The 24,782-nt window shown below is 63.3% G+C and carries 26 protein-coding genes; 13 read left to right on the forward strand and 13 right to left on the reverse strand.

What is annotated here, in order from left to right; all coding sequences use genetic code 11:
- Positions 1-4 precede the first annotated feature (4 nt).
- From odhB to lpdA, 3 genes are all read left to right on the forward strand, one after another.
- Positions 5-1,534: a 2-oxoglutarate dehydrogenase complex dihydrolipoyllysine-residue succinyltransferase gene (odhB, locus tag SM763_RS17285; protein WP_065272506.1), complete on the forward strand. Its 1,530-nt coding sequence runs from the start codon at positions 5-7 to the stop codon at positions 1,532-1,534.
- Positions 1,535-1,636: 102 nt separating this feature from the next.
- On the forward strand, positions 1,637-2,026 hold the full coding sequence (locus SM763_RS17290; protein ID WP_274831420.1) for an MAPEG family protein: 390 nt from the start codon (positions 1,637-1,639) through the stop codon (positions 2,024-2,026).
- A gap of 96 nt (positions 2,027-2,122) precedes the next feature.
- Positions 2,123-3,517 (forward strand): dihydrolipoyl dehydrogenase, encoded by a 1,395-nt coding sequence (gene lpdA, locus SM763_RS17295; RefSeq protein WP_368999299.1) that lies wholly within the window; start codon positions 2,123-2,125, stop codon positions 3,515-3,517.
- Between the two features lie 123 nt (positions 3,518-3,640).
- Here the strand turns inward: lpdA and SM763_RS17300 are convergent, their stop codons facing one another.
- From SM763_RS17300 to SM763_RS17315, 4 genes are read right to left on the reverse strand one after another with little or no spacing between them, the layout of a single operon-like run.
- Complete coding sequence (locus SM763_RS17300) at positions 3,641-4,246, reverse strand: pyridoxamine 5'-phosphate oxidase family protein (protein WP_368999300.1); 606 nt, start codon at positions 4,244-4,246, stop codon at positions 3,641-3,643.
- Positions 4,224-4,973, reverse strand: coding sequence for a lysophospholipid acyltransferase family protein (locus SM763_RS17305; RefSeq protein WP_065272500.1), 750 nt, complete (start codon positions 4,971-4,973; stop codon positions 4,224-4,226). The genes SM763_RS17300 and SM763_RS17305 overlap by 23 nt, the downstream gene beginning before the upstream one ends.
- On the reverse strand, positions 4,970-5,881 hold the full coding sequence (locus SM763_RS17310) for a cell division protein FtsX (protein WP_274831423.1): 912 nt from the start codon (positions 5,879-5,881) through the stop codon (positions 4,970-4,972). The genes SM763_RS17305 and SM763_RS17310 overlap by 4 nt, the downstream gene beginning before the upstream one ends.
- Complete coding sequence (locus tag SM763_RS17315; protein WP_065273706.1) at positions 5,878-6,555, reverse strand: cell division ATP-binding protein FtsE; 678 nt, start codon at positions 6,553-6,555, stop codon at positions 5,878-5,880. The genes SM763_RS17310 and SM763_RS17315 overlap by 4 nt, the downstream gene beginning before the upstream one ends.
- A 205-nt stretch (positions 6,556-6,760) precedes the next feature.
- On the opposite strand from SM763_RS17315, the gene SM763_RS17320 reads away from it, so the two are divergent.
- Positions 6,761-7,693 carry a zinc-ribbon domain-containing protein gene (locus SM763_RS17320; RefSeq protein WP_368999301.1) on the forward strand — a complete coding sequence of 311 codons (933 nt, stop codon included), beginning with the start codon at positions 6,761-6,763 and terminating at the stop codon, positions 7,691-7,693.
- Positions 7,694-7,794: 101 nt separating this feature from the next.
- Here SM763_RS17320 and SM763_RS17325 read toward each other — a convergent pair whose 3' ends face one another.
- From SM763_RS17325 to SM763_RS17335, 3 genes are all read right to left on the reverse strand, one after another.
- Positions 7,795-10,434, reverse strand: a complete 2,640-nt coding sequence (locus SM763_RS17325; RefSeq protein WP_368999302.1) for a TIGR02302 family protein — start codon at positions 10,432-10,434, stop codon at positions 7,795-7,797.
- 75 nt (positions 10,435-10,509) lie between these two features.
- Positions 10,510-11,775, reverse strand: a complete 1,266-nt coding sequence (gene lysA / locus SM763_RS17330) for a diaminopimelate decarboxylase (protein WP_368999303.1) — start codon at positions 11,773-11,775, stop codon at positions 10,510-10,512.
- Between the two features lie 74 nt (positions 11,776-11,849).
- The gene (locus SM763_RS17335) at positions 11,850-12,437 is read right to left on the reverse strand and encodes a TetR/AcrR family transcriptional regulator (protein WP_065272495.1); all 588 of its coding nucleotides are present in this window, start codon (positions 12,435-12,437) and stop codon (positions 11,850-11,852) included.
- Positions 12,438-12,578: 141 nt separating this feature from the next.
- Between SM763_RS17335 and SM763_RS17340 the strand changes: the two genes are divergently transcribed.
- Positions 12,579-13,472 (forward strand): SDR family oxidoreductase, encoded by an 894-nt coding sequence (locus SM763_RS17340; RefSeq protein WP_368999304.1) that lies wholly within the window; start codon positions 12,579-12,581, stop codon positions 13,470-13,472.
- A gap of 168 nt (positions 13,473-13,640) precedes the next feature.
- Here the strand turns inward: SM763_RS17340 and SM763_RS17345 are convergent, their stop codons facing one another.
- Positions 13,641-13,817, reverse strand: a complete 177-nt coding sequence (locus SM763_RS17345) for a hypothetical protein (protein ID WP_165832669.1) — start codon at positions 13,815-13,817, stop codon at positions 13,641-13,643.
- A gap of 99 nt (positions 13,818-13,916) precedes the next feature.
- Positions 13,917-15,311, reverse strand: a complete 1,395-nt coding sequence (gene argH, locus SM763_RS17350) for an argininosuccinate lyase (protein ID WP_368999305.1) — start codon at positions 15,309-15,311, stop codon at positions 13,917-13,919.
- Positions 15,312-15,331: 20 nt separating this feature from the next.
- On the opposite strand from argH, the gene SM763_RS17355 reads away from it, so the two are divergent.
- The 6 genes from SM763_RS17355 to phbB all read left to right on the forward strand — a co-directional run bounded on the left by SM763_RS17355 (position 15,332) and on the right by phbB (position 20,712).
- Complete coding sequence (locus SM763_RS17355; protein WP_368999306.1) at positions 15,332-15,895, forward strand: TlpA disulfide reductase family protein; 564 nt, start codon at positions 15,332-15,334, stop codon at positions 15,893-15,895.
- 109 nt (positions 15,896-16,004) lie between these two features.
- Positions 16,005-16,391, forward strand: coding sequence for a hypothetical protein (locus SM763_RS17360; protein ID WP_368999307.1), 387 nt, complete (start codon positions 16,005-16,007; stop codon positions 16,389-16,391).
- 13 nt (positions 16,392-16,404) lie between these two features.
- Entirely contained in the window at positions 16,405-17,352 is a 948-nt protein-coding gene (locus SM763_RS17365) for a sterol desaturase family protein (RefSeq protein ID WP_368999308.1), read from the forward strand.
- Positions 17,353-17,493: 141 nt separating this feature from the next.
- The gene (locus SM763_RS17370) at positions 17,494-18,333 is read left to right on the forward strand and encodes an EAL domain-containing protein (protein WP_065272490.1); all 840 of its coding nucleotides are present in this window, start codon (positions 17,494-17,496) and stop codon (positions 18,331-18,333) included.
- 290 nt (positions 18,334-18,623) lie between these two features.
- Positions 18,624-19,799, forward strand: coding sequence for an acetyl-CoA C-acetyltransferase (locus tag SM763_RS17375; RefSeq protein ID WP_065272489.1), 1,176 nt, complete (start codon positions 18,624-18,626; stop codon positions 19,797-19,799).
- Between the two features lie 190 nt (positions 19,800-19,989).
- Entirely contained in the window at positions 19,990-20,712 is a 723-nt protein-coding gene (phbB, locus tag SM763_RS17380) for an acetoacetyl-CoA reductase (RefSeq protein WP_274827588.1), read from the forward strand.
- 79 nt (positions 20,713-20,791) lie between these two features.
- Here phbB and SM763_RS17385 read toward each other — a convergent pair whose 3' ends face one another.
- Positions 20,792-20,938, reverse strand: coding sequence for a hypothetical protein (locus SM763_RS17385; RefSeq protein WP_368999310.1), 147 nt, complete (start codon positions 20,936-20,938; stop codon positions 20,792-20,794).
- 115 nt (positions 20,939-21,053) lie between these two features.
- Between SM763_RS17385 and SM763_RS17390 the strand changes: the two genes are divergently transcribed.
- Complete coding sequence (locus tag SM763_RS17390) at positions 21,054-22,001, forward strand: transcriptional regulator GcvA (protein WP_274831429.1); 948 nt, start codon at positions 21,054-21,056, stop codon at positions 21,999-22,001.
- Between the two features lie 162 nt (positions 22,002-22,163).
- On the opposite strand, the gene SM763_RS17395 is transcribed toward SM763_RS17390, so the two are convergent.
- From SM763_RS17395 to SM763_RS17405, 3 genes are all read right to left on the reverse strand, one after another.
- Positions 22,164-22,343, reverse strand: coding sequence for a YdcH family protein (locus SM763_RS17395; RefSeq protein ID WP_065272486.1), 180 nt, complete (start codon positions 22,341-22,343; stop codon positions 22,164-22,166).
- A gap of 322 nt (positions 22,344-22,665) precedes the next feature.
- Positions 22,666-23,448 carry a tRNA1(Val) (adenine(37)-N6)-methyltransferase gene (locus SM763_RS17400; protein WP_368999311.1) on the reverse strand — a complete coding sequence of 261 codons (783 nt, stop codon included), beginning with the start codon at positions 23,446-23,448 and terminating at the stop codon, positions 22,666-22,668.
- The gene (locus SM763_RS17405) at positions 23,445-23,660 is read right to left on the reverse strand and encodes a putative signal transducing protein (RefSeq protein WP_065272484.1); all 216 of its coding nucleotides are present in this window, start codon (positions 23,658-23,660) and stop codon (positions 23,445-23,447) included. Before SM763_RS17405 ends, SM763_RS17400 begins: the two co-directional genes overlap by 4 nt.
- 57 nt (positions 23,661-23,717) lie before the next feature.
- Between SM763_RS17405 and SM763_RS17410 the strand changes: the two genes are divergently transcribed.
- Positions 23,718-24,716, forward strand: coding sequence for a polyprenyl synthetase family protein (locus tag SM763_RS17410; RefSeq protein ID WP_368999312.1), 999 nt, complete (start codon positions 23,718-23,720; stop codon positions 24,714-24,716).
- Positions 24,717-24,782 lie beyond the last annotated feature (66 nt).

The following is a 24,782-nucleotide window of genomic DNA, read 5'->3' on the forward strand; positions in this document are numbered from 1 at the left end:
AGATATGACCACCGAAGTGCGCGTACCCACCCTGGGTGAATCCGTGACCGAGGCAACCGTGGCCACCTGGTTCAAGAAACCCGGTGATGCGGTTGCTGCCGATGAAATGCTCTGCGAGCTGGAGACCGACAAGGTCACCGTCGAAGTGCCCGCCCCCGCCGCTGGGGTGCTGGCCGAGATCGTTGCCGCCGAAGGCGACACAGTGGGCGTTGATGCGCTGCTGGCGAATATCTCCGAAGCAGGCAGCGCCGGCTCCGAGACGCCGCAGCCCAAGGCCGCAGCCCAGGCCGAAGCGGCCCCCGCAGGCGGGGATGACACCGCCGCGGCCGACGGTGCCTCCACCGACGTGATGGTGCCGACCCTTGGCGAATCCGTGACCGAGGCAACCGTCTCCACCTGGTTCAAGAAGGTCGGCGACACTGTCGCGCAGGATGAAATGCTGTGTGAGCTGGAAACCGACAAGGTCTCTGTCGAAGTGCCCGCGCCCGCCGCTGGTGTTCTGGCCGAAATCACCGCGCCCGAAGGCACCACCGTGGATGCCTCGGCGAAACTCGGCGTGATCTCGGGCTCCGGTGCTGCGGTGGCGGCGGCCCCGGCTGCTGCGCCCGCTGCAGCTGCGGCACCTGCCGCCGCGGCCAAGGACGTCGCCAATGCGCCCTCGGCGGAAAAGGCCATGGCCGAAGCCGGGATCTCCGCCGCCAATGTCGAAGGCACCGGCCGCGATGGCCGCATCATGAAGGATGACGTTGCCCGCGCCGTCGCCGCCGCAGCCTCGGCCCCCGCGCCTGCTGCTGCCCCGGCCGCACCGCGCGCGCCGGTTGCTGCCGATGATGCCGCACGCGAAGAGCGGGTGAAGATGACCCGCCTGCGCCAGACCATCGCCAAGCGTCTGAAGGACAGCCAGAACACCGCCGCCATGCTGACCACCTATAACGAGGTGGACATGACCGAGGTGATGGCCCTGCGCAATCAGTACAAGGACCAGTTCGAGAAGAAGCACGGCGTGCGTCTCGGCTTCATGTCCTTCTTCACCAAGGCCTGCTGCCACGCGCTGAAGGAAGTTCCCGAGGTCAACGCCGAAATCGACGGAACCGACATCGTCTACAAGAACTTCGTGCACATGGGCGTTGCTGCCGGCACCCCCACCGGCCTCGTGGTTCCGGTCATTCGCGATGCGGACAGCATGTCCTTTGCCGAGATCGAAAAGGCAATCGCCGAGAAAGGCAAGCGCGCCCGTGACGGCAAGCTGTCGATGGCGGAAATGCAGGGCGGCACCTTCACCCTGTCCAACGGTGGTGTCTATGGCTCCTTGATGTCCTCGCCGATCCTGAACCCGCCGCAGTCGGGTATCCTTGGCATGCACAAGATCCAGGACCGTCCGATGGCCATCAATGGTGAGGTGGTGATCCGCCCGATGATGTATCTGGCGCTGTCCTATGACCACCGCATCGTCGACGGCAAAGGCGCCGTGACCTTCCTGGTGCGCGTCAAGGAAGCCCTGGAAGATCCCCGCCGCCTGCTGATGGATCTGTAAAGAACATAGGGCAGCGCCTGACCCTGGGTGGGTGCGAAAGCGCCCTCCCGTTGGGAGGGTCGGGCGCTGCCCGGCACTGCCGGGCAAACGAAGAGGCTAGGAATGACCGCTGAACTCACCGCCCTCACACTTGCCGCCCTGCTGCAGGTTCTGCAGTTCTTCGCCTATTCCATCACCGCCAACCGGCAGGTCGGCCCTAAGGTAGCAATGGGGCCGCGTGACACGCCGGTGCAACTGACCGGCACGGCAGGCCGCCTACAACGGGCGCTGAACAATCACTTCGAAGGGCTGATCCTCTTCACCATCGCATGTGTGGTGGTGACCCTTGGCGGCCAGTCCACCGAATTCACTGCCGCCTGCGGCTGGGTCTATGTGCTGAGCCGGGTTCTGTACGTGCCCGCCTATGCATTCGGCCTCACGCCCTGGCGGTCGGTCGTCTGGTCGGTCGGCTTCCTGGCCACCACCCTCATGCTGATCGCGGCGCTGATCTGATGCGCGGCGCTCCTCCTCATATTCCCGAATACGGGCCGCTGGCGATGCGTGACCATTGCCCCTGCCCTCTCCTTAGTTCCAACGAAAGGACCTCCCATGGCTTCCTATGACGTGATCATCATCGGCGCCGGCCCCGGCGGCTATGTCAGCGCCATCCGCTGCGCCCAGCTGGGTCTGAAGACCGCTATCGTCGAAGGGCGTGAAACCCTTGGCGGCACCTGCCTCAACGTGGGCTGTATCCCGTCCAAGGCGCTGCTGCACGCGACCCACTCCCTGCACGAGGCGGAGCACAACTTTGCCAAGATGGGTCTGAAGGGCAAAAGCCCCTCCGTCGACTGGAACCAGATGAAGGCCTACAAGGACGATGTCATCGGCCAGAACACCGGCGGTGTCGAATTCCTGATGAAGAAGAACAAGATCGACTGGCTGAAAGGCTGGGCGTCGATCCCCGCTGCCGGTCAGGTCAAGGTAGGCGACGATGTGCACGAGGCCAAGAACATCGTGATCGCCTCAGGCTCGGTTCCCTCCTCCCTCCCCGGCGTCGAGGTCGACAACGACAAGGGCATCGTGGTGGACAGCACCGGCGCGCTGGAGCTTCCGAAGGTGCCGAAAAAGATGGTCGTCATCGGTGCGGGCGTCATCGGGCTGGAGCTTGGCTCGGTCTATGCCCGCCTTGGCTCGGAGGTGACCGTCGTCGAGTACATGGACGCGGTCTGCCCCGGCATGGACAAGGACGTGCAGCGCACCTTCAAGCGGATCCTTGAAAAGCAGGGCCTCAACTTCATCATGGGCGCCGCCGTGCAAGGTGTCGAGACCACCAAGACCAAGGGCAAGGTGACCTACCAGCCCAAGAAAGGCGGCGATGCCGAGGTGCTGGACGCCGATGTGGTGCTGGTCGCAACCGGCCGCAAACCCTATGCCGAGGGGCTGGGCCTTGATGCGCTGGGGGTGAAGCTGACCGAACGCGGCCAGATCGCAACGGATGCCCACTGGGCCACCAACGTCAAAGGCATCTACGCCATCGGCGACGTGATCGAAGGTCCGATGCTGGCGCACAAGGCCGAGGACGAAGGCATGGCCGTCGCCGAGGTGATCGCGGGCAAGCATGGCCACGTGAACTACGGCGTGATCCCCGGTGTCGTCTACACCACCCCCGAGGTTGCCACCGTCGGCGCCACCGAAGACGCGCTCAAGGCCGAGGGCCGCAAGCTGAAGATCGGCAAGTTCAACTTCATGGGCAATGGCCGCGCCAAGGCCGTGCACCAGGGCGAAGGCTTCGTCAAACTGATCGCGGACAAGGAAACCGACCGCATTCTGGGCGCAGCCATCATCGGCCCCGGCGCCGGTGATCTGATTCACGAGATCTGCGTTGCCATGGAATTCGGCGCCTCTGCCGAGGACCTGGCCCTGACCTGCCACGCGCACCCGACCTACTCCGAGGCCGTGCGCGAAGCTGCCCTGGCCTGCGGCGACGGTGCTATCCACGCCTGACATCAGGCATATAAGGGCAGCCTGCCCTTTGACCAAAAACAAACGCCCCCGCAACATGCTGCGGGGGCGTTTTCATTTAGCAGGCCGGTGCAGAATACGCAGGCCGCGCTGGCTCCTGCCCTCTCACCACATGGTCTTTGCGGCGCGGGCACCCCAGGCGTCGTCATAGGGTTTGCCGCCTTCCTCGCCATTCGTCTGCTCGGCGAGGATCTCTCCCAAGCTAGGCAGGCCCTCACTCTCGTCGCCTGCGGTCCATGTGCCCGCCCGCATCAGGGCGCGGGCGCATTGGCTGTAGATTTCGTCGATGGCGATCACCAGCACGGTGGCGGGCTGTTTACCCTGCCGTTCGAACCGGGCGCGCAGGTCCGCATCCGCGGTGATCCGTGCCTGACCATTGAGACGCACCACGTTGTTTGAACCGGGCACGAAGAACATCAGCGATACCCGCGGATCGCGCACGATATTACGAAGCGAGTCGATCCGGTTGTTGCCGCGCCAATCGGGCAGCGCCAGGGTGCCGGGGTCCAGCTCCAGCACGCAGGGGCCATCGTCGCCGCGCGGGCTGGCATCGGTGCCTTCGGGACCGACCGTCGAGAGAACGCACAGCCGCGAGGCCATGATCCATTTGCGATAGAGCGGCGTCATCCGACGCGCCACCTTACGTAAAGAAGGCGCTCCCGGTTCCCCGTAAAGCGCCTCAAGATCTTCAAGTGTTTCGATGTAATCCATCCGGTTCAAACCCCGCTTCGCGCATCAATGCATCGGATCGCTCTTCGACCCGTTCTTCCAATATCTTCATGAATTCCTGCCGCTCCAGCCCCGGTTCGATCGGGTCCAGGAACTCCACCACTGCAACGCCGGGGCGGCGCATGATACCCTTGCGCGGCCATAGCACACCAACGTTGGTGGCCACCGGCACGCAGGTTTGCTGCAGCTGTTCGTAGAGCACGCCGGTGCCGACCTTATACTCGGCCTTCACGCCCGGGGCCACGCGGGTGCCTTGCGAGTAGATCACCAGCTGGCCCGCCTCCTGCCGCCCGGCATGCACGTCGGCAACCATCTTCTGGATGGCGGCGCCGCGCTTGCCCCGATCCACCGCCACACAGTCCAACAGCTTGGCATACTGGCCGATCACAGGGGTGCGCAGGATTTCCTTTTTCATGATGAACTTGGCCGTCGGCAGCGCCGTGAAGATCATCATGATATCAAGGAACGACTGATGCTTGGCCGCGATCAGCGCTTCACCCGAGGGCGGGGTGCCGCGCACCTCGCAGCGGATACCGACCATCCAGCGGGCGCTCCAGAACACCCAGCGCGAATAGGTCTTGCAGCAGACGCGCGCACCGCGCTTGCTGAAGATGGCCCAGGGCGCAAAGGCAAGGCCAATCACCGGCATCATCAGATAGATCTGGCCCACGAACAGCAGCGAGCGCAGCCATTGAATTGCATCCTTCACGTCAATTCTCCCAGACGTTTGTTGGCCGCGCGGGTCGTCGCCACATAGGCCACCAGCGCCCCCAGCACCGGAATGACCAGCGGCAGCAGCCAGCCCCAGCCCTGAAAGCCAAGCCCGGTCAGAAAGCCGCCCTCGTCCGAGGCGGCAGGCATCAGCCAGACACCCAACATGCCAAATCCCATCCCCACAACCGCGCCGCTGAAGGCCCGCAGGGTAAAGCGGCGGATAAAGGCCTGCGCGATATAGCTGTCCTGCGCGCCGACAAGGCGCAGCACTTCGATCACCTGGGCATTGGCCGCAAGCGCCGCATTGGCCGCAAGCGAGATCATCGCCCCCATGGCGCCACCGATCAACAGGATCGACACCACCGCCAGACGCCGCAGCGATTGCGCCGCATCCACCAGCGGCGCCCGCCAGCGGGTATGATCGTCCAGCACCGCACCGGGCACCTCGGCCTGCAGGCGCAGGCGCAGGCCGGTGGCATCATAGCCGGGATCATCCTCGATCACCTCGATCAGCTGCGGCACCGGTAGCGCATCAATCGGCACCGAGGCGCCGAACCAGGGCGCCAACAGCGCCGCCTGTTCCTCGGGGGTAAAGGCGCGTGCCGAGGCCACGCCCGGCGTCTGCCGCAAAATGGTCAGGGCCGCCTCGGTCTGGGCGGCACGCTGTTCGGCGGGAGCATTGATGCGCAGGGTCGCGGCGCGGGCCAATTCATCCGCCCAACGGTCCGCCAGCCGCCCCGAGGCCAGCGACAGCGCCAGCGCAAAGACCGCCAGGAACGCCATCGCCCCGGCAGCAAACAGGGTCAGCTGCGCCGTGAAGCCACTGGGGGGCACCACCCGGTCGGCCTGTGCATCGCCGCTGATCAGCGCCCGCAGGCGCCCGCCAAAGCCGTCCCTGCTCATAGATCCGCTCCCGCAAGATGCAGCTGTTTGTCGTAAATCCTCAGCACCCGGGCCTGAACCTGGTTCTTGGCCGCCCGGATCAGCGACAGATCGTGGGTCGCCACCAGAATGGTCTTGCCCATGCGGTTCAGCTCGACCAGCAATTGCAGCAGCCGCTGCGACATTTCCCAATCGACGTTGCCGGTGGGTTCATCCGCGATGATCACATCCGGCGACAGGATCACCGACCGCGCCAACGCCGCACGCTGGCGTTCGCCGCCGGACAGTTCCGGCGGCAGCGCATCCGAGCGCTCCGCAAGCCCGACCCAGTTCAGCAATTCGCGCAGGTTCGCCTGCTCCTGCCCCAGATCCCGCCCCGAGACGGTCAGCGGCAGGGCGATATTCTCGATTACCGGCAAGTGGTCCAGAAACCGGCAATCCTGATGCACGACACCAACCCTGCGGCGCAGAAAGGCCATCTGGTCGCGGTCCAGCCCTTTGACATCCATGTTGAAGACGCGCACCCGCCCCGAGGTCGGGGTCAGCGCGCCATAGCAAAGCTTCAGCAGGGTCGTCTTGCCGGTGCCCGAAGGACCAGTCAGGAAATGGAAGGATCCCGGCGCCAGCTGCATCGACAGATTGCTCAGCAGCTCTCCGCCGCCATAATTGTAGCCTACGTTGTCCAGCTCGATCACGGCGTCCCCCTGGTGCTGCTTGCTCGTTTTGCCCCAGAGCACCGCCAGTTTCAATGGCCCGCAGCCGTGCGGGCGCCGCCGGTCACGCCCGCGTGCGCGGCGCCCCGCGCAATTGCCCCTTCCTTGATGGCCCCGAACTCCCTATGGTCATTTGAAAATACCGCTGAATTGCACCCGGAAGACTCCGGGTCCAAGGAGACCGAGAATGCGCCTGACATGCCCGAATTGCGCTGCCCAGTACGAAGTGCCGGATGACGTTATCCCGGAAGAAGGACGCGATGTCCAGTGCTCCAGCTGCGGCACCACCTGGTTCCAGCCCGCTGCAGGTGCCAGCGCAGAGCCCCCTGTGGCCGAGGACACAGCCCCAGAGCCTGAGGGCACACCAGAGGTATCCGAACAGGTCGTCAAAGAAGAAGCCATCACATCAGAGGCCGCAGCCGAGGAAACACCTCCCCCAGAACACGCTCCCCATGTTGAAGAAGAGCAGATACCCGAGGCGGCAGAGGATCTGACAACCTCCGAGGAGCTGCCAGCCGAGGAAGAGGACGAGCCGGAAGAGCCTGCCCCCGCCCCTGACATGGACGACGAGGAGACAGTCGCTCGGCGGCAGCGTGGCCTTGACCCGGCACTGTCGGACATCCTGCGCGAGGAAGCGGAGCGCGAAGCCTCCCTGCGCGCGGCCTCTGCGCCTGCACAGGGGCTGGAGAGCCAGCCCAATCTGGGTCTGGATGATCTGCCCGAAAACGAACAGGCCCTGCGCGCCCGTCAGGCCAAGGACCGGATGGCCCGGATCAAGGGGCAGGACCCGCGTCAACTGGCAGCCGAAGCCAGCGGACAACGCCGGGGCGTGCTGCCGGATATCGAAGAGATCAACTCGACCCTGCGCGCCGGGGATGCCGCCGCCGTTCAGGCCGCTGCCGAGGACACGCTAGTGCCACGCAAAAGCGGCTTTGCACGCGGTTTTGCGCTGACCATCCTGCTCGCGCTGATCCTGATGATGATCTACACCAACGCCGCCAAGATCGCCGAGGCGGTACCGCAGGCCGATCCTTACCTCAGCAGCTATGTCACCTGGGTCGATCAGGCGCGGCTGTGGCTGGATGCGCAGGTCAAGGCGCTGCAAACACCGCAGCCCTGATCACCGCTGCCGGTCCGGCAGGCGCATTGATCGATTGCCTTTGAGAGCATCATTTCCTTAGAGAATGCCGTGCATAGGGTCTCAATTCAGCCCTAGCCGCTTCAGAACCGGTCGAACAGCCGCTGCAGATAGTTGCGCTCTTCCTCGCTACGGCTGCGATCCTGCGACCGGCGACGGATTTCCTCCAACAGATCCCAGGCCCGGCCATGCGCCGAACCCTGGTCCGGAACCGCACCTCTGTCGCCATTGTCCATGCCGCTGGCGCGTCCCAGCGGATCCAGCCCCTCGGCCGAGCCATTGGGCTGGGCCTGTCCCTGCTGTCCCTGGTTCTGTCCCGGCTGCTGGCGCTGTGCCATGGCTTCGCCAAGCGAGCGCATGCCCTCGCGAAGGGCCTCCATCGCATCGGATTGCTGGTCGATGGCCTCGGCCAGATCGCCGTTCCGCAACGACTCTTCGGCACCCTCCATGGCGCGGCCTGCCCGATCCAGCGCATCGCGGGCATTGCGCCCTTCCTCGCCCCCAAAGGGCAGGCCGTCACGCTGACGTTCCAGCTCGTTCCGCAGGGCCTGCTGACGCTGAGCCAGATCCCCCGCGCTGGGATTGCCATCCGCGCCAGAGCCACCCTGCCCCGGCTGGCTTTGTCCCGGATCGCCGCCGCCACCCTGCTGCTGGCCGGATTGTTCGCCACCCTCACCGGTACCGCCGGTTCCATCGTGGCTCTGTCCACGGCCCTGACCGCCGTTGCGGCCCTCGTTGCCCTGGCTTTGACCGCGCTGCGCGTCGCTGTTGAATTGTTCCTGCAAATCGCGGAAGGCCTGATCGGAGAGGCCCTGCTGTTCGCGCAGGGTCTCGGCCAGACCCTCCATGGCCTGCCGTCCCTGATCACCGCCCTGCTGGCCTTGCTGGCCGCGGGTCATGCGCATGTTTTCCATCATCTGCTGGAATTCGCGCAGGGCCTGCTCTGCCTCGGCCATGCGACCCTGCTCCATCAGTTCCTGAATGCGGTCCATCATCGCCTGCAGGTCGTCCTGGCTGAGCTGCATCATGTCCTCGGGCATCTCACCCGGTTCCATCATCTCGCCGTTCTGTTCGGCCTGCCGTTGCAGCTGGCGCAGGTAATCATCGGTTGCTTCGCGCAGCTCCTGCATCAAGCGGGCGATCTCCTGATCGCTGGCGCCTTCGCGCATGGCCTGGCTCAGCCGCTCCTGAGCGCGTTTCATCCGCTCCAGCGCGTCGCCCACATCGCCTTCCTCGAGCGCAATGGCCAGATCCCACAGCGCCGCCGCGATGTCTTCCTGCGCAGGAGCCGTGAGCGCACCCTCGGCCAGATGGCTTTCCAGCCGCCGCAGAATGCCGCGCAGGCGCAGATAGCTGCCCGCATCGCGGAAAATCCCATCGGGGCGATGCGACACCGCCCGCAGGATCTGCGCCACCCGGGGCGCATTGGCACGCGCCCAAAGGATATCACGGCGCTGCTCGGCTACCGAGGCGGCCAGCGGATCAAAAAAGCGCCGCGCTGTCAGCGGCGCGCCAAATGGAGCCGCTGTGCCGCTCTGCCCCGCCGCGTCCTGCGCGGTGAAGGTATAAGTGACCGGCAAATTGGCCCAGGGATGCTGCGAGAAGTCCTCGATCAGGCGTTCGGTAAAATCGCTGCGCCCGCCGGTGAGAGGCAGCGGCAGGTCCAGTACGATATCCTCGCGCGGGTCCGGGGCGATCTGCAGCCCGTGCCGCCGATCCAGGGCCGCAAGGTCCAGAGAAATCCGCACGGTTCCGCCGACGACGCCGTAATCATCCTGCGCCGCGAAGGGTAGGTTCAGCGCGCCTTCAGGGCCTAGATCCGGCGCGCCCGCCACCGCAACTGCAGGCGGTGCATCCGGCGTCACCGAGACCAGCCAATCGCGCCCACCCTGCCCGGCGATGGCCAGCTGACCTTCCTGACGGACCTCGAATTCCTGCTGCGGATCGGTCGCCGGGGGTAGTTCGCCAGTGCGGGCGGAAACGGTTTCATCCAGCGTCAACGCGCCGATCTCACCATAGAACCGCAGGGTGATCTGGCTGCCCTCGGGCAGGGTCAGCTCCCCGGCAGGCTGATCGTTGAGGTAAAGAACCGGCAGGCCCGTGTAACGCGGCGGTGCGATCCAGCCTTCCCAGGTCGGCCCGTTCATCGCTGAGGCCGCGCCCGGTGTCATGCCACTGAGGCTGCTGACCCGCCAGAACGAGCCGAAGACCAGCGCCACGACCAGCGCCAGCAGCGCCATATACCGGAGGGCAAAGGGATCCGCCGCTGCGATTTTCAGATTTGGAGAGGGCGCGCGGGCCTGCCGCGCCGCTGTCGCCATGCGCCGCTGATGCGCCTGCCATAGGGCCGCCGAGGCCGGGTCTGTGGCGCCAATCGCCTGACTATCCAGAAGCGCGCTGACTGGTCGCCCCGGCAGGGTTGCGTCCAGCCGCGCCAGCGCCGACGCATGGCTTGGCCAGGAAAACCGTTTGATGCCCCAGAAGAGCGCCAGCCCCAGCGCTAGCGCGCTGAGCACGGCACCAGACCAGACCAGTTCGACCGGTAATTCATCGTGCAGCCCCAGCATCACCGCCGCCAGCGCCAGCATCAGCACCGATGCCGCAGGCCAAAGGGCGCGCAGCAGCTGCTCCGCGATCATGCCCGCCCGCGTTAGGCGCAGGGGCCAGCGCAGCGGTTTCAGACGCGGGTCAGCCTTGGGGAATGCAGCGTCGGATGCGGCCATTTCGGCGATGCCTCTCTGCGCGGGTGCGGGCGCGGTTGCGGGGGTGCCGCGACCGCGAAAAATCCGCAGCCGCGATCAGAGCCATTCCGGAATGGTATCGCGGTTTATCATTTCGTCAAAGGTCGGACGTCGGCGAATAACCGCGAATTGATCCCCATGCACCAGTACCTCGGGGATCAGGGGGCGCGAGTTGTATTCGCTCGACATCACCGCGCCATAGGCTCCGGCGCTGCGGAAGGCGATCAGATCCCCGGCAGCCAGCGGCGGCATATCGCGCTGCTTGGCAAAGGTATCGCCGGATTCGCAGACCGGCCCGACGATATCATAAGGCTGGCTTTCGACGCCCGGCTCCGGTTCGATCACCGGCACGATATCGTGATGCGCCTCGTACATGGCGGGGCGGATCAGATCGTTCATGGCCCCATCGATGATCAGGAAATCACGGCCCTCGCCGGATTTCACATAAATTACCTTGCTGACCATCAGCCCTGCATTGCCCGCGATCAGGCGACCCGGTTCGATCTCGATCTCGCAGCCGAGGTGGCCCAGCGTACGCTTGATCAGGGCGCCATACTCCACCGGCAGCGGCGGCGCCTCGTTCGAGCGGGTATAGGGAATGCCAAGCCCACCCCCCATATCGAGGCGGCGGATGTCATGACCTTCGGCGCGCAGGGTCTCGGTCAGCTCCGCAACCTTCTGATAGGCGGCCTCGAACGGGGCCAGCTCGGTCAGTTGCGAGCCGATATGCACGTCGATCCCGATCACCTCCAGCCCCGGCAGGCTGGCGGCATGGGCATAGACCTCGCTGGCGCGGGAAATCGGGATGCCGAATTTGTTCTCGGATTTTCCGGTGGCGATCTTGGCGTGGGTCTTCGCATCGACATCCGGGTTGATGCGGATGGTGATCGGCGCCCGGCTGCCCAGTTCCAGAGCGACCGCGTTGATCACCTCCATCTCGGGCTCGGATTCCACGTTGAACTGGCGGATGCCACCGGACAGGGCGCAGCGGATTTCCTCGGCCGTTTTGCCAACGCCGGAAAAGACGATCTTGTCGCCCGGCACACCAGCCGCCTTGGCCCGCAGGTATTCGCCCTGACTGACCACATCCATGCCCGCGCCCGCCTGCGCCAGCGTCTGCAGGATGGCCTGATTGCTGGCCGCCTTCATCGCAAAACAGACCAGATGCTCGGTGCCTTCCAGCGCCTCGTCGAACAGGCGGAAATGCCTGAGCAGCGTCGCGGTGGAATAGACATAGAACGGCGTGCCTACGGCGGCGGCGATTTCAGCCACCGGAACGTCCTCGGCGCAGAGCGCGCCATCGCGGTAAAGAAAATGATCCATGTCTTGGCGATTAGACCAAAAGAGGCCGCCGGATCAATGGAATTTGTCCTGCTACAGCGCTCTCCACTGCGCGTTTATCCCCGCAGCCCCGATGCGATCATGGTAAAGGCGGTCTCACGCCGCAGGGTGGCGATCTTGGACCCCGCATCGAACAGGCTCAGATGCAGGAAAACCCCGTCCAGCATCGCGATCACCGCCCGCGCCAGCGCCATCGGATCGCAGTCAGCGCGGATTTCCTGCGCTTCGGCAAGATCTGCGAAATGTTCTGCCCAGTGCCGGGCCAGCCAATCGAAAAACCCGTCAATGATCTCTACTGCCCGAGGATCCTTGAACCCCGGTCCCAACACTTCAAAGATCAGCGATGTCATATCACGCTGCGCCAGGATCACCGTCTGGCGCAGGCCATCCAGATAAAGCTCAAGCGTCTGCGGGGCGGGCAGCAGGGTGATCTGGCCCCTCAGCCCGTCGAAATATTGCCCGATCAAGCTCAGGATGAGGTCATCCTTGCCGTCGCAATAAAGATAGAGCGTGCCCTTGGCCACGCCCGCGGCCCTGGCAATATCGGTCATTTTGGTGGCCTGATAGCCCGTGCGCGCAAAACACATCATCGCCGCCTCGAGGATCTCAGCCCTCATTTTATCCTTGTCGACGATCTTCGGCATTGCCGTTCCTTTTGGGCCTGATTGCACGGAATGCATAGCGGGGTTGACCTGTCCCGGCATATAAATGACTTGCGGGTCAGTCATGCGGCCCCTAGATAGCGCGCTATATCTGACCAATTGGTCACAAATGGATTAGTGTCAATGAGTGAAAATCAGAAGATTGCATTTGTCGCCGGTGCAACTGGCCATCTGGGGCGCCATCTGGTGGCGCAACTGTCGGCCCGGGGCTACTCCGTGCGGGCACTGGTCCGGTCCGGCTCGGATACGTCCGGGTTTCCCCGAGGTGTTGAAATCGTCACCGCAGAGGCCACCGACCCGGCCAGCCTCAGCGGACTTATGGATGGGGTGGAACTCGTTGTCTCGGCCTTGGGGCTGACCCGGCAGACCGACCGTGTGACCTATCTGGATGTGGATTATCAGGCCAACCTCAACCTGCTGAAAGAGGCGGTGAACGCCGGGGTCGGTCAGTTTGCCTATGTGCATGTGCTGACCCGGGGCACCTCCACCTCTGATCTGGTGGCGGCCAAATCGCGGTTCGTCGGCGTGCTGCAAACCGCCCCGCTGCAGGCGTGCGTTATCCGCCCCAACGGGTTCTTTGCCGATATGGAAGAGATCCTGTCGATGGCGAAAAAGGGCCGGGTCTGGCTGATCGGTGACGGATCGGTGCGGATCAATCCGATTCATGCCCGCGATCTGTCCTGTGCCATTCTTGATGCCATCGAAGCCGGGGAGGCGGATGTGGAGATCGGCGGCCCCGAAGTGCTGAGCCTCGATCAGATCGCAGAACTGGCCTTTGACGCCCTCGGTAAACCCGCCCGGATCACCCACCTGCCACTGTGGCTGGGCCATGCGGCCCTATCAGTGATGAAACGTTGCACCCCGCGTCATGTCTGGGGGCCGTTCGAGTTTTTCCTGACCTCCTGCCAGCAGGACGCAATCGGACCGCAATATGGCAGCCGGTCGCTGGGCGATCACTATGCTGGGATTTGTTCAAATCGTGCCGGGACAAAGGTTTCGGCGTTCAGTTCCCGATAGAAACGCCAACCCGGGCGTACCCCGAAACTGTCACACCCGACCCGGGTGTCTGAGACGCAGAGCTACCGCTTGCGGGACCCGCAGTGCGTTCAGAGGCGGGCGGCTCACATCCCGCCAAAGCGATCACGACCGGCAGCCAGAAGACGGCGCACGCAGGACGCGAGAGCATCAGAAGCCCAGAAGAAGGCTGAACGGTCCCTGCTGCACACCCACACTGCCCCCGGCATGGACACCGCTGGTAGAGACCCCGACCCCGGCATTGAGTGTGGGGCGCACCGGTTCTCCATCCACGCCACAGGCCGCGAGTGTTGTGGCTGCAACGAAAAGAAAAACAAGAACGCGCATCGGAGAGAAGCCCTCGGCTCGGGTGGGTATTCATTCAATATGGGCGGGGCGCTGGCCAATCACAAGCGCCCCCACCGCAGGATCTCGGCAAAGGCCTGCTTAGCCCGCCAGGATCTCTTTCCAGCGTTGCACCTGCGCGCGCACCTGCGCGGGCGCGGTGCCACCATAGGACATGCGCGAGTTGACCGAGTTTTCGACTCCCAGAACGTTGAAGATATCCTCGGTGATGCCTTCGTGCACGCCCTGCATGTCCTCAAGGCTGAGGTCAGGCAGATCGCAACCACGGCCCTCGGCCATCGCGACCAAGGCGCCAGTCACGTGGTGGGCATCGCGGAAGGGCACCTTCAGCACCCGCACCATCCAGTCGGCCAGATCGGTGGCGGTGGAGAAACCCGAACCTGCGGCGGCAGCCAGCGACTCGCGGTTGCCAGTCATATCCTTGACCATGCCTTCCATCGCAGCCAGCGCCAGCATCCAGTTGTCGGCTGCATCAAAGACCTGTTCCTTGTCTTCCTGCATGTCCTTGGAATAGGCGAGCGGCAGCCCCTTCATCACCATCATCAGTGCGGTGTTGGCGCCAAAGATCCGGCCCACCTTGGCGCGGATCAGTTCGGCCGCATCCGGGTTCTTCTTCTGCGGCATGATCGAGGAGCCGGTGGAGAAGCGATCCGAAAGGGTCACGAAGCGGAACTGAGCCGAGGACCAGATCACCAGCTCTTCGGCAAAACGGCTGAGGTGCACGGCGCAGATCGATGCGGTGCTCAGGAACTCCAAGGCAAAGTCACGATCCGACACGGCATCAAGCGAGTTTGCTGCAGGCCGGTCAAAGCCCAGCGCCGATGCGGTCATGTCACGGTCGATGGGGAAGGAGGTGCCAGCCAGCGCCGCCGCACCCAGGGGCGATTCGTTCATCCGGGCGCGGGCATCACGCACGCGGGACAGATCGCGGCCGAACATTTCCACATAGGCCATCATGTGATGGCCCCAGGTCACCGGCTGCGCGGTCTGCAGGTGGGTAAAGCCGGGCATCACCCAGTCGGCGCCTGCCTCGGCCTGATCTACCAGCGCCTTGATCAGCGCCAGCAGGCCTTTTTCGGCAGCGTCGAACTGATCGCGCACCCAGAGTTTGAAATCGGTCGCCACCTGATCATTGCGCGACCGGCCGGTGTGCAGACGCCCGGCGGGCTCTCCGATCACCTCTTTCAGGCGCGCTTCGACGTTCATATGGATGTCTTCCAGCGCGGTAGAGAACTGGAAGCTGCCGCTTTCGATCTCTGACAAGACCGTGAGTAGCCCTTCCCGAATGGCCTCGGCGTCGTTATCCGTAATGACGCCTGTCGCGGCCAGCATGGCGGCATGGGCTCTTGAGCCTGCGATGTCCTGGGCTGCCATACGCTTGTCAAACCCGATCGAGGCATTAATTGCCTCCATGATCGCGTCAGGGCCAGCGGCAAAGCGGCCGCCCCACATCTGGTTTGAGGATTGATCTGTCATGGCTGAACCCCGGAGATAACATGCGTCTGTTTCGTCACCTCACCCTTTATATGGCCCTTGCCTTGGGTGCAAATGCCGCCTTCGCCGCAGATGTCGCGCCACTGGAGGCGCTGCGCGCCGACAGTCTGAAACGGCTGGTCGTCCATTCCGAGCCGCGCCCCGTCTCTGACGCGGAGTTCTTTCTGGAAAACGATGGCGGCACCGCCACGCTGACCGATTATCAGGGCAAGATCGTGCTGCTGAACTTCTGGGCGACCTGGTGCGCGCCCTGCCGCAAGGAAATGCCGCAAATCGCCGAGTTGCAGGAAGAATTCGGCGGTGAGGACTTCGAGGTCCTGACCATCGCCACCGGGCGCAATTCCCCCGCCGGGATCGTCAAGTTCTTCGAGGAAAACGGCATCACCGGCCTGCCCCGCCACACCGATCCGAAACAGGCGCTGGCCCGCAACATGGCAGTAATCGGCCTGCCCATTACCGTTCTGATCAACCGCGAAGGCGAAGAGGTGGCCCGCCTTCTGGGCGATGCGGAATGGAACAGCGACAGCGCCAAGGCGATCATCAAAGAGATGATTGCAACGCATTGATCTGCGCATCCCGCAACGGGTCCGGCCGCGCCCCGATCACGGCTTGACCTTACGCGACCTTTGACAGGCTCCTTCCCGGTCCGCCAATGTAGGGATCAGGGAGGAGCATATGCCACTAGAGATCCTGCTGATCATGGTTATCGGCGGCGTCAGCGCGGTCGCCGCGATCCTGCATCTGTCGGGCCGCTCGGAGCAGACGGTGCTGTCGGTAGAGGACGCCCGCGCCGAGTGGCATCGCCATTTCCCCGATGATGTGATCCTCCAAGTGCTGATCGCCGAAAACGGCCACGCCGCGCTGGTTCAGACCGAAGGCGGAACCGGCCTTCTCTGGGCCTTTGGCGCCGACACCGTGGCGCGCCATCTTATTGATTTTGATGTCTTTGAAACCGGAACCGGCCTCAGGCTGGAGTTCCACGATTTTGGCACGCCGGGCGTTTCGCTCTCCCTTGCGCCGCATGAACGCGCAGACTGGCAACAGATGATGATCCCGTCCTGAAGGAACCCCGCCGATGAGCGATCCAATCTCTTACCCCGATGTGACTCAATATGCGGTGCCGTTTTTCATCGCGGCGATCCTGGCCGAGTTCCTGTGGATCGCGATCAAAGGGCGCGGCGGGCGGTATGAAACCCGCGATGCGCTGACCTCGCTGATCATGGGGGCGGGCAGCGTCGCAGCAGGGATCCTGCTGGGTTTCATCGCCTGGGCGTTCTTCATGGTTCTGTGGCAGCTCACGCCGCTTGATATGGGGACGTCGATCTGGGCGGTTCTGGTCTGTTTCGTGCTGGACGATCTGCGCTATTACTGGGTGCACCGCTTCGGCCACCGGGTGCGCTGGGTCTGGGCCAGCCATGTGAACCATCACTCCAGCCAGCATTACAACCTAACCACCGCGCTACGGCAGACCTGGACCGGCACCTTCACCTTCATGATGGTTGTCCGCGCGCCGCTGGTGCTGCTGGGATTCCACCCGGCGCTGGTGCTGTTCGTCGGTGGCCTCAACCTGATCTACCAGTTCTGGATTCACACCGAAGCGATTGGCAAGATGCCCCGCTGGTTCGAGGCGGTGATGAACACCCCCAGCCACCACCGCGCCCACCATGGCCGCAACCCGCGCTATCTGGACTGTAATTATGCCGGCGTCTTCATCATCTGGGACCGGATATTCGGCACCTTCGTCCCTGAACAGGAGAACGACCGGGTCGATTACGGCCTTGTCCACAACATTGGCACCTTCAACCCGCTGCGCGTTGCCTTTCACGAATGGGTCGGCATCTTCCGCGACATGACCCAGCCTGGCCTGACCCTGAAACAACGGCTGCTTTATGCGCTGGCGCCGCCCGGCTACAGCCACGATGGTAGCCGCGACACCAGCGAAACCATCAAGGCGAAATACCTGGCCCGCAACCCGCAGGACCGCGGCACGCCGGGATTTGAACAACCAGCCGACCCGACCTGACAGACCGGGCCGCGACATCAGATGCGACTTTTCCTAAAGTTTTAACTTTAATCCATGGTTCACCCTTTTGTCCGAGAGTGCAAAGCAACGCATAGTTTCCATGCACATGATCAGGCACAGGTATAGCCAGGGGGCAAAACAGTGAAACACAGTCGCTGGAAAAAAGCGGACCTGCCAGAAGGCTCAGAAAACCCATTGAACGCAGCGGTAGTATCCCGCGACCGGTCCACATTGGATATGGTTGCCGAGGCGGTGAAGCATGACCAGACGATGCTGGCCTTCCAGCCGGTCATGCAGGCCATGCCCCCGCATCAGACCGCCTTTTATGAGGGTTACATCCGGGTTCTGGATGCCACCGGCCGGGTGATTCCTGCCCGTGACTTCATGCATGTGGTCGAGGAAAAGGAAATCGGCCGCGCACTGGACTGTCTGGCGCTGCAGCACGGGCTGCGGGCGCTGATGAAATCGCCCCAGATCCGCCTGTCCGTGAACATGTCGGCGCGCTCCATCGGCTACGGCCGCTGGATGGACGTGCTGAACCGCTTCCTGAAGAAAGACTCCACCATTGGCGAACGTCTGGTTCTGGAAATCACCGAAGCCTCGGCCATGGCCGCGCCAGAGCTGGTCATCGACTTCATGGAGCGGCTGCAGAAACACGGCATCGCCTTTGCGCTGGATAACTTCGGGGCCGGTACCACGGCCATCGCTCACTTTCGCGAATTCTTCTTTGACGCGGTCAAGATCGACGGTCAGTTCATCCGCGGCATCAGCGGCAATCCGGACAATCAGGCCGTGACCTGCGCTCTGGTCGGCATTGCCAAGCAGTTCGACATGCTGGTGGTGGCCGAGTCGGTGGAATCCGAAGCCGATGCGCAATACCTTGTTTCCATCGGCGTCGACTGCATGCAGGGCTTCCTGTTCGGCGCCCCGACGGTCAGCCCGCCCTGGCTGGAGGAACTGAAGGAACGCAGCCGCGCCTAATCCGCTGCACTGCAGCGTTCGGGAATAGCCTCCTTGTTTCAGGGTCTTCTGTGCATCTGACCGCATGACCCCAAAAAAAGAGCCACCGTCACCGGTGGTTTTTTGCGCTTATGCCGGTTGACTTCCCGTCAGCCGCTGGGACACCCTGTCGATTGCTGCAGGTGCAGCAATACGCTATGCCTGCCCCGGAGTACGGGAGGACGTGTTTGCCATCGCGGGGTTTTGATTTCACCACCGACCGCGCGGGTGCAACATCTCCGGAGTTAATTGATGGCAGAGGACCCATATCAATGACCAATGTTGTAATCGCATCCGCCGCACGGACCGCCGTCGGCAGTTTTGGCGGCTCGTTCGCCAATACGCCCGCCCATGATCTGGGTGCCGCTGTTCTGGAGGCCGTTGTTGCCCGCGCCGGCGTCGACAAAAGCGAGATCTCTGAAACCATTCTCGGTCAGGTTCTGACCGCCGCTCAGGGCCAGAACCCGGCCCGTCAGGCACATATCAATGCCGGCCTGCCCATCGAAAGCGCCGCCTGGGGCATCAACCAGGTCTGCGGCTCCGGTCTGCGCGCCGTGGCCCTCGGCGCACAGCACATCCAGCTGGGCGATGCCGCCATCGTTTGCGCCGGTGGCCAGGAAAGCATGACCCTGTCGCCCCACGCCGCAAATCTGCGCGCCGGTCACAAGATGGGCGACATGAAGTATATCGACACCATGATCCGTGACGGTCTGTGGGATGCCTTCAACGGCTACCACATGGGCCAGACCGCTGAAAACGTCGCCGAACAGTGGCAGATCTCCCGCGATCAGCAGGACGAATTCGCCGTCGGCAGCCAGAACAAGGCCGAAGCCGCCCAGAAGGCGGGCAAGTTCGTTGATGAAATCACCCCCTTCACCGTGAAAACCCGCAAGGGCGACATCGTGGTGGACAGCGACGAATACATCCGTCACGGCGCCACCATCGAAGCCATGCAGAAACTGCGCCCCGCCTTCACCAAGGACGGATCGGTCACCGCTGCCAACGCCTCCGGGCTGAACGACGGTGCTGCGGCCACCCTGCTGATGAGCGCCGATGAAGCCGAGAAACGCGGTATCGAGCCGCTGGCCCGCATCGCCTCTTATGCCACCGCTGGCGTCGATCCCTCGATCATGGGCGTCGGCCCGATCCACGCCTCCCGCAAGGCGCTGGAGAAGGCAGGCTGGAGCGCCTCGGATCTGGATCTGGTTGAGGCCAACGAAGCCTTTGCCGCGCAGGCCTGCGCCGTGAACAAGGAAATGGGCTGGGATCCCAGCATCGTCAACGTCAACGGTGGCGCCATCGCCATCGGCCACCCCATCGGCGCCTCGGGCTGCCGGGTTCTGAACACGCTGCTGTTTGAAATGAAGCGGCGCGGTGCCAAGAAAGGCCTCGCCACGCTTTGCATCGGTGGCGGTATGGGCGTCGCCATGTGCGTGGAGCGCCCGTAACGTGGCCTCGTAACCGGACATATCTAAGGGCGCCATGTTGGCGCCCTTTTCTTTTAGGCTTCAAAGGTTTGTCAGGGGTGCGACAATTTATGCGGCGGCGCAGCAAAATCCGTTGCGCAATATTGTTGCTCAAACTAACCTCTGCATGTAGCAAGATTGCCAAGTAAATGAATCACTGGAGGACAACTCAATGGCACGAACTGCACTCGTCACAGGCGGCTCCCGCGGCATCGGCGCAGCAATTTCCAAGGCTCTGAAGGCCGAAGGCTATGACGTCGCAGCCACCTATGCCGGCAATGACGAAGCCGCGGCCAAATTCACCGAGGAAACCGGCATCAAGACCTACAAGTGGAACGTGGGCGACTACGAGGAAAGCAAGGCCGGTATCGAAAAGGTCGAAGCCGATCTGGGTCCCATTGACGTCGTGGTGGCAAATGCTGGGATCACCCGCGATGCCCCCTTCCACAAGATGACGCCCGAGCAGTGGCATCAGGTGATCGACACCAACCTGACCGGCGTCTTCAACACCATTCACCCGATCTGGCCCGGCATGCGCGAGCGCAAGTTCGGCCGTATCATCGTGATCTCCTCGATCAACGGTCAGAAAGGTCAGTTCGCTCAGGTAAACTATGCTGCCACCAAGGCAGGCGATCTGGGCATCGTCAAATCCCTGGCGCAGGAAGGCGCCCGCGCAGGCATCACCGCCAACGCGATCTGCCCCGGCTATATCGCCACTGAAATGGTGATGGCCGTGCCGGAAAAGGTGCGTGATTCGATCATCGCACAGATCCCGACCGGCCGCCTGGGCGAGCCCGAGGAAATCGCCCGCTGCGTGACCTTCCTGGCCTCTGATGACGCAGGCTTCATCAACGGGTCGACCATTTCCGCCAACGGCGGTCAGTTCTTCGTCTGATCCGAGTGCGCAATGGTAAAAACAACAAGGGCCGGTCCTGATGGACCGGCCCTTTTTCAATCCCGTAAGGACATGTGCACTATGCCCAGCGGGAAACTCTTGTGCTGACCAGCGAAGGCTTGCCACGGCGGAACAGGCGCGCCCAGAAGGATTTCAGCACCTGGCTGCGTTCTTCATGTGCACGCTGCATGGCCAGTTTGATATCGGCATTGACTGTATATTCCATCTCGCAAACCTCCGTTTCGGATCAGAATCATTAATCTGACACCAATATGATTGCGGGTGAAAAAACTTACAAACGAGACTTTTCAGTCATTCAGTTAAGTATTACTTATGTGACTATGCCAGAACGCCTGCCCCCCCTGACCGCCCTGCGCGCCTTTGATGCCGCCGCCCGCCACATGTCCTTTGCCAAGGCGGCAGAGGAGCTGAACGTGACCCCGGCGGCTCTGTCCTTTCAGATCAAATCGCTTGAGGAGCACCTCGGCGCGCAGCTGTTCCGCCGCCTCAACCGTGCGGTGGAGCTGACCGAGGCCGGACGCACGCTGGCCCCAGGCGCCGCCGAGGGGTTCGAGGTTCTGGGCGATGCCTGGCGCGCCACCCGGCGGCTGCAGGACAACAGCACACTGACGGTGACCGCTGGCCCAGGCTTTACCGCGAAATGGCTGGCGCCGCGTCTTTATGAATTTGCGCGCGCCCATCCCGAAATCGACCTGCGGTTTTCCGCGACGCTCAGACAGATGGATTTCCAGCGCGACGAGGTCGATGTGGCAATCCGGTTTGGCGTCGGCCCGGACGAGGGCCTTTGGTCCCTGCCCCTGCGCAAGGAATGGATGACACCGGTGATGACGCCGGAACTGGCAGAGAAATACAAAACCCCCGAAAGCCTGACCGAGGCGCCGCTTCTGTTCGACGAATCCCTGAACTTCCTGCAGCCGCCCTGCGACTGGCCAGCATGGTTCGCGGCTGTCGGAATCGATTTTGCCCCCACGCATGGCGCGCATTTCTCGCAGGCCGACCATGCGGTGGATGCCGCCCTGACCGGGGCGGGCGTCGTGCTTGGCCGCCGCGCCATGGTGGTGACCGATCTGCACGCCGGGCGTCTGGTGGCCCCTTTCGCGACTGCGATTGAAACCGAAGGCCGGTTTCGCTTTGTCTGCGCCAAGGGCACCGAGGATCGCCCCCAGATCAAGGCGTTCCGCGACTGGTTCATGGGTGAGATCGACAAGACATCCTATGTGTCTGAGCGTTTCGATATCATCCCGGTCACCGATATCGCCCAGCCCTGAATGCAGCATTCCTGACCACTCGCACGCGGTTCGCCCGGACAGCCCCTTTCAAAAGCAAAAGGGCCACCAGATCTGGCAGCCCAATTTCATCAGACATATCGTGGGCGCGCCGCCCGTGCCGGTTTTGCTCCGGTTTGCGGCTGCGCCCGAGTTGCTCGCGCGTCAGTGCGCCAGTTCGCTTGCGGACAATCGCTCAATCTCTTCCTTGAGCTTCAGTTTCTGCTTTTTCATGGCAGCGACTTCCAGACCGTCGGTACTGGGTGCACGTTGGGCCTGTTCGACTTCCATGCTGAGGTGCTCGTGCTTCTTCTTCAGTTCCGTGAGATGCGAGCTGAGGCTCATGCCGTTCCTCCTTTTTGAGCAAAATACGCCCTGCGTCAGCAGGACACCTCAAGTGGAGCATAAGAAAATGCTTCTGTCACGCTGCAGGCGCACAGTTTTGTCATCAATTTGTTGCATCGGCTGAAGACTGCCAAAAACCGCCGCTCGGCCTTGCAATAAAGGCGCAAAGCCACGGTAAAACGACTATGTAACGCTTGAAAGACGCAAGGGTCCTACCCATATGGGCATCCGGTCAGACAGGCGCCGGCGACGCTCTGATGGCAGTCCCCGATACCACGTCACCGCCTTGACGATCGACTCGCCGCGATAGAGGATTGGCTGCTCAGGCGGGCCGCTTTTCCCCGGGCCAGGGCAGGGCCGCACCCTGCCGCAGCACATCGGCCACCTCTTCCTGATAGCTTTCGCCGTCCCGCTCGTGCCGCGCGCCCTTGTGCAGGATCAGCGGCGCGTGCAGCCGGAACTCCGCCCGCCCCTCCTTGCGCGCGCGCAGGATCACCAGCTCTGCCGCCCGCCCCTGTCGCGGCGCCAGCGGCAGCACCTCCAGCGACCCCAGCCTCCCGGCACAGGCCACCAGCATATCCGGCAACCGGTCCGCGCGCTGGATCATGTGCAGGTATCCACGCGGCGCCAGCCGTTTGGCGGCAACGGCGATCCAGTCCTGCAGCGGTGTCTCTTCTCCGAGGGCAACCCGCCGCCCGGCATCCTGCGCCGGGCTGTGCCCCCCTGCCCGGTAGTAAGGCGGGTTGGCAATCACATGGGCGAACTGCGTCTGGCGCAAAGACACCGGCAGCTGCGCCAGATCCGCCTCGATCACATCGACATCCTGCCCGTTCAGCGCGCCATTGCGCCGCGCCAGGTCGGCATAGGCGGCCTGCAACTCCACGCCCGTAAGGCGCAGCCCCGACACCCTTGCCGCAAGGCACAGCAGCGCCTGCCCCGCACCACAGCCAAGCTCCAGCACATGCTCCCCCGCCCGCGCCGGAACAGCGGCCGCCAGCAGCACCGGATCAACCCCGGCCCGGTAGCCTTTGACGGGCTGATACAGCCGAACCCGGCCGCCCAGGAAATCGTTACAGGTCAGATCCGCGTCGGCAAAAATGCTCATTGGCCCAGCGGGATGTCATTGTCGCGCATCACCCGCAAAGCCGGGTCATAATCATCCGGATGCACCATAAGGCGGCGCGGAAAAATTCCGATGCCGCCCTCGAGGATGCTCATATTTACGTCCAACTGAAAGCAGTCTATATCCTCTCCCTCAAGAAGGGCTGAGGCAAAGGCCAGGACGGTTGGATCGGTGCTGCGCAGAAGTTCCTTCATGGGGATGGATCTAAGAGCAAGGGCAATACCTTGTCGAGCCTGAAAGCCGGGAAAGCAATGGACCAAGTCATGACGCAAAAGCCGCATGAAATGCTGGCAGCCACCCTCAGCGACGAGATGGCGGCGGTAAACACGCTGATCCGCACGCGGATGGCCTCCGAGCACGCGCCCCGGATCCCCGAGGTAACCGCCCATCTGGTCGAGGCCGGCGGCAAGCGCCTGCGCCCGATGCTAACCCTGGCGGCGGCGCGCATGTGTGGCTACGAGGGCGACAATCACGTCAAACTGGCGGCCACTGTGGAGTTCATCCACACCGCTACCCTGCTGCATGACGATGTGGTCGACGAAAGCGGCCAGCGCCGCGGCCGTCCCACCGCCAACCTCTTGTGGGACAACAAAAGCTCGGTTCTGGTCGGCGATTACCTCTTTGCCCGCAGCTTCCAGCTGATGGTGGAAACCGGCTCTTTGCGGGTGCTGGACATCCTCGCCAATGCTGCCGCCACCATCGCCGAGGGCGAGGTGCTGCAGATGACCGCGGCAACCAACCTCAAAACCGACGAAGCGATCTACCTGCAGGTGGTGCGCGGCAAGACGGCAGCGCTGTTCTCCGCCGCAACCGAGGTCGGTGGCGTCATCGCCGGGGTGGAGGAAGCGCAGATCAAGGCGCTGTTCGACTACGGTGATGCCCTGGGCATCGCTTTCCAAATCGCCGATGACCTTCTGGATTATCAGGGCGATAGCAAGGCAACTGGCAAGAACGTCGGCGACGATTTCCGCGAACGCAAGCTGACCCTGCCGGTGATCAAGGCAGTGGCGCAGGCCACCGATGAGGAACGCGCCTTCTGGACCCGCACCATCGAAAAGGGCCGCCAGGAAGAGGGCGATCTCGACCACGCTCTGGCGCTGATGGGCAAGTACAAGACGCTGGAGGCCACCCGCGACGACGCCATGGCCTGGGCCGAAAAGGCCAAGACCGCGCTGCAAAGCCTGCCGGAGCACCCGATCCGCCAGATGCTGCATGATCTCGCCGATTACGTGGTGGCACGGCTGCACTAACCGCCGGAGCAACCCGCCAAAGTCGGCATATCAGCTCCTTTCTTCCAAAGTCCGCGTCAAGGGAGG

Source organism: Pseudophaeobacter sp. C1-32P7 (genome assembly GCF_041008775.1).
Classification (GTDB): domain Bacteria; phylum Pseudomonadota; class Alphaproteobacteria; order Rhodobacterales; family Rhodobacteraceae; genus Phycobacter; species Phycobacter gallaeciensis_A.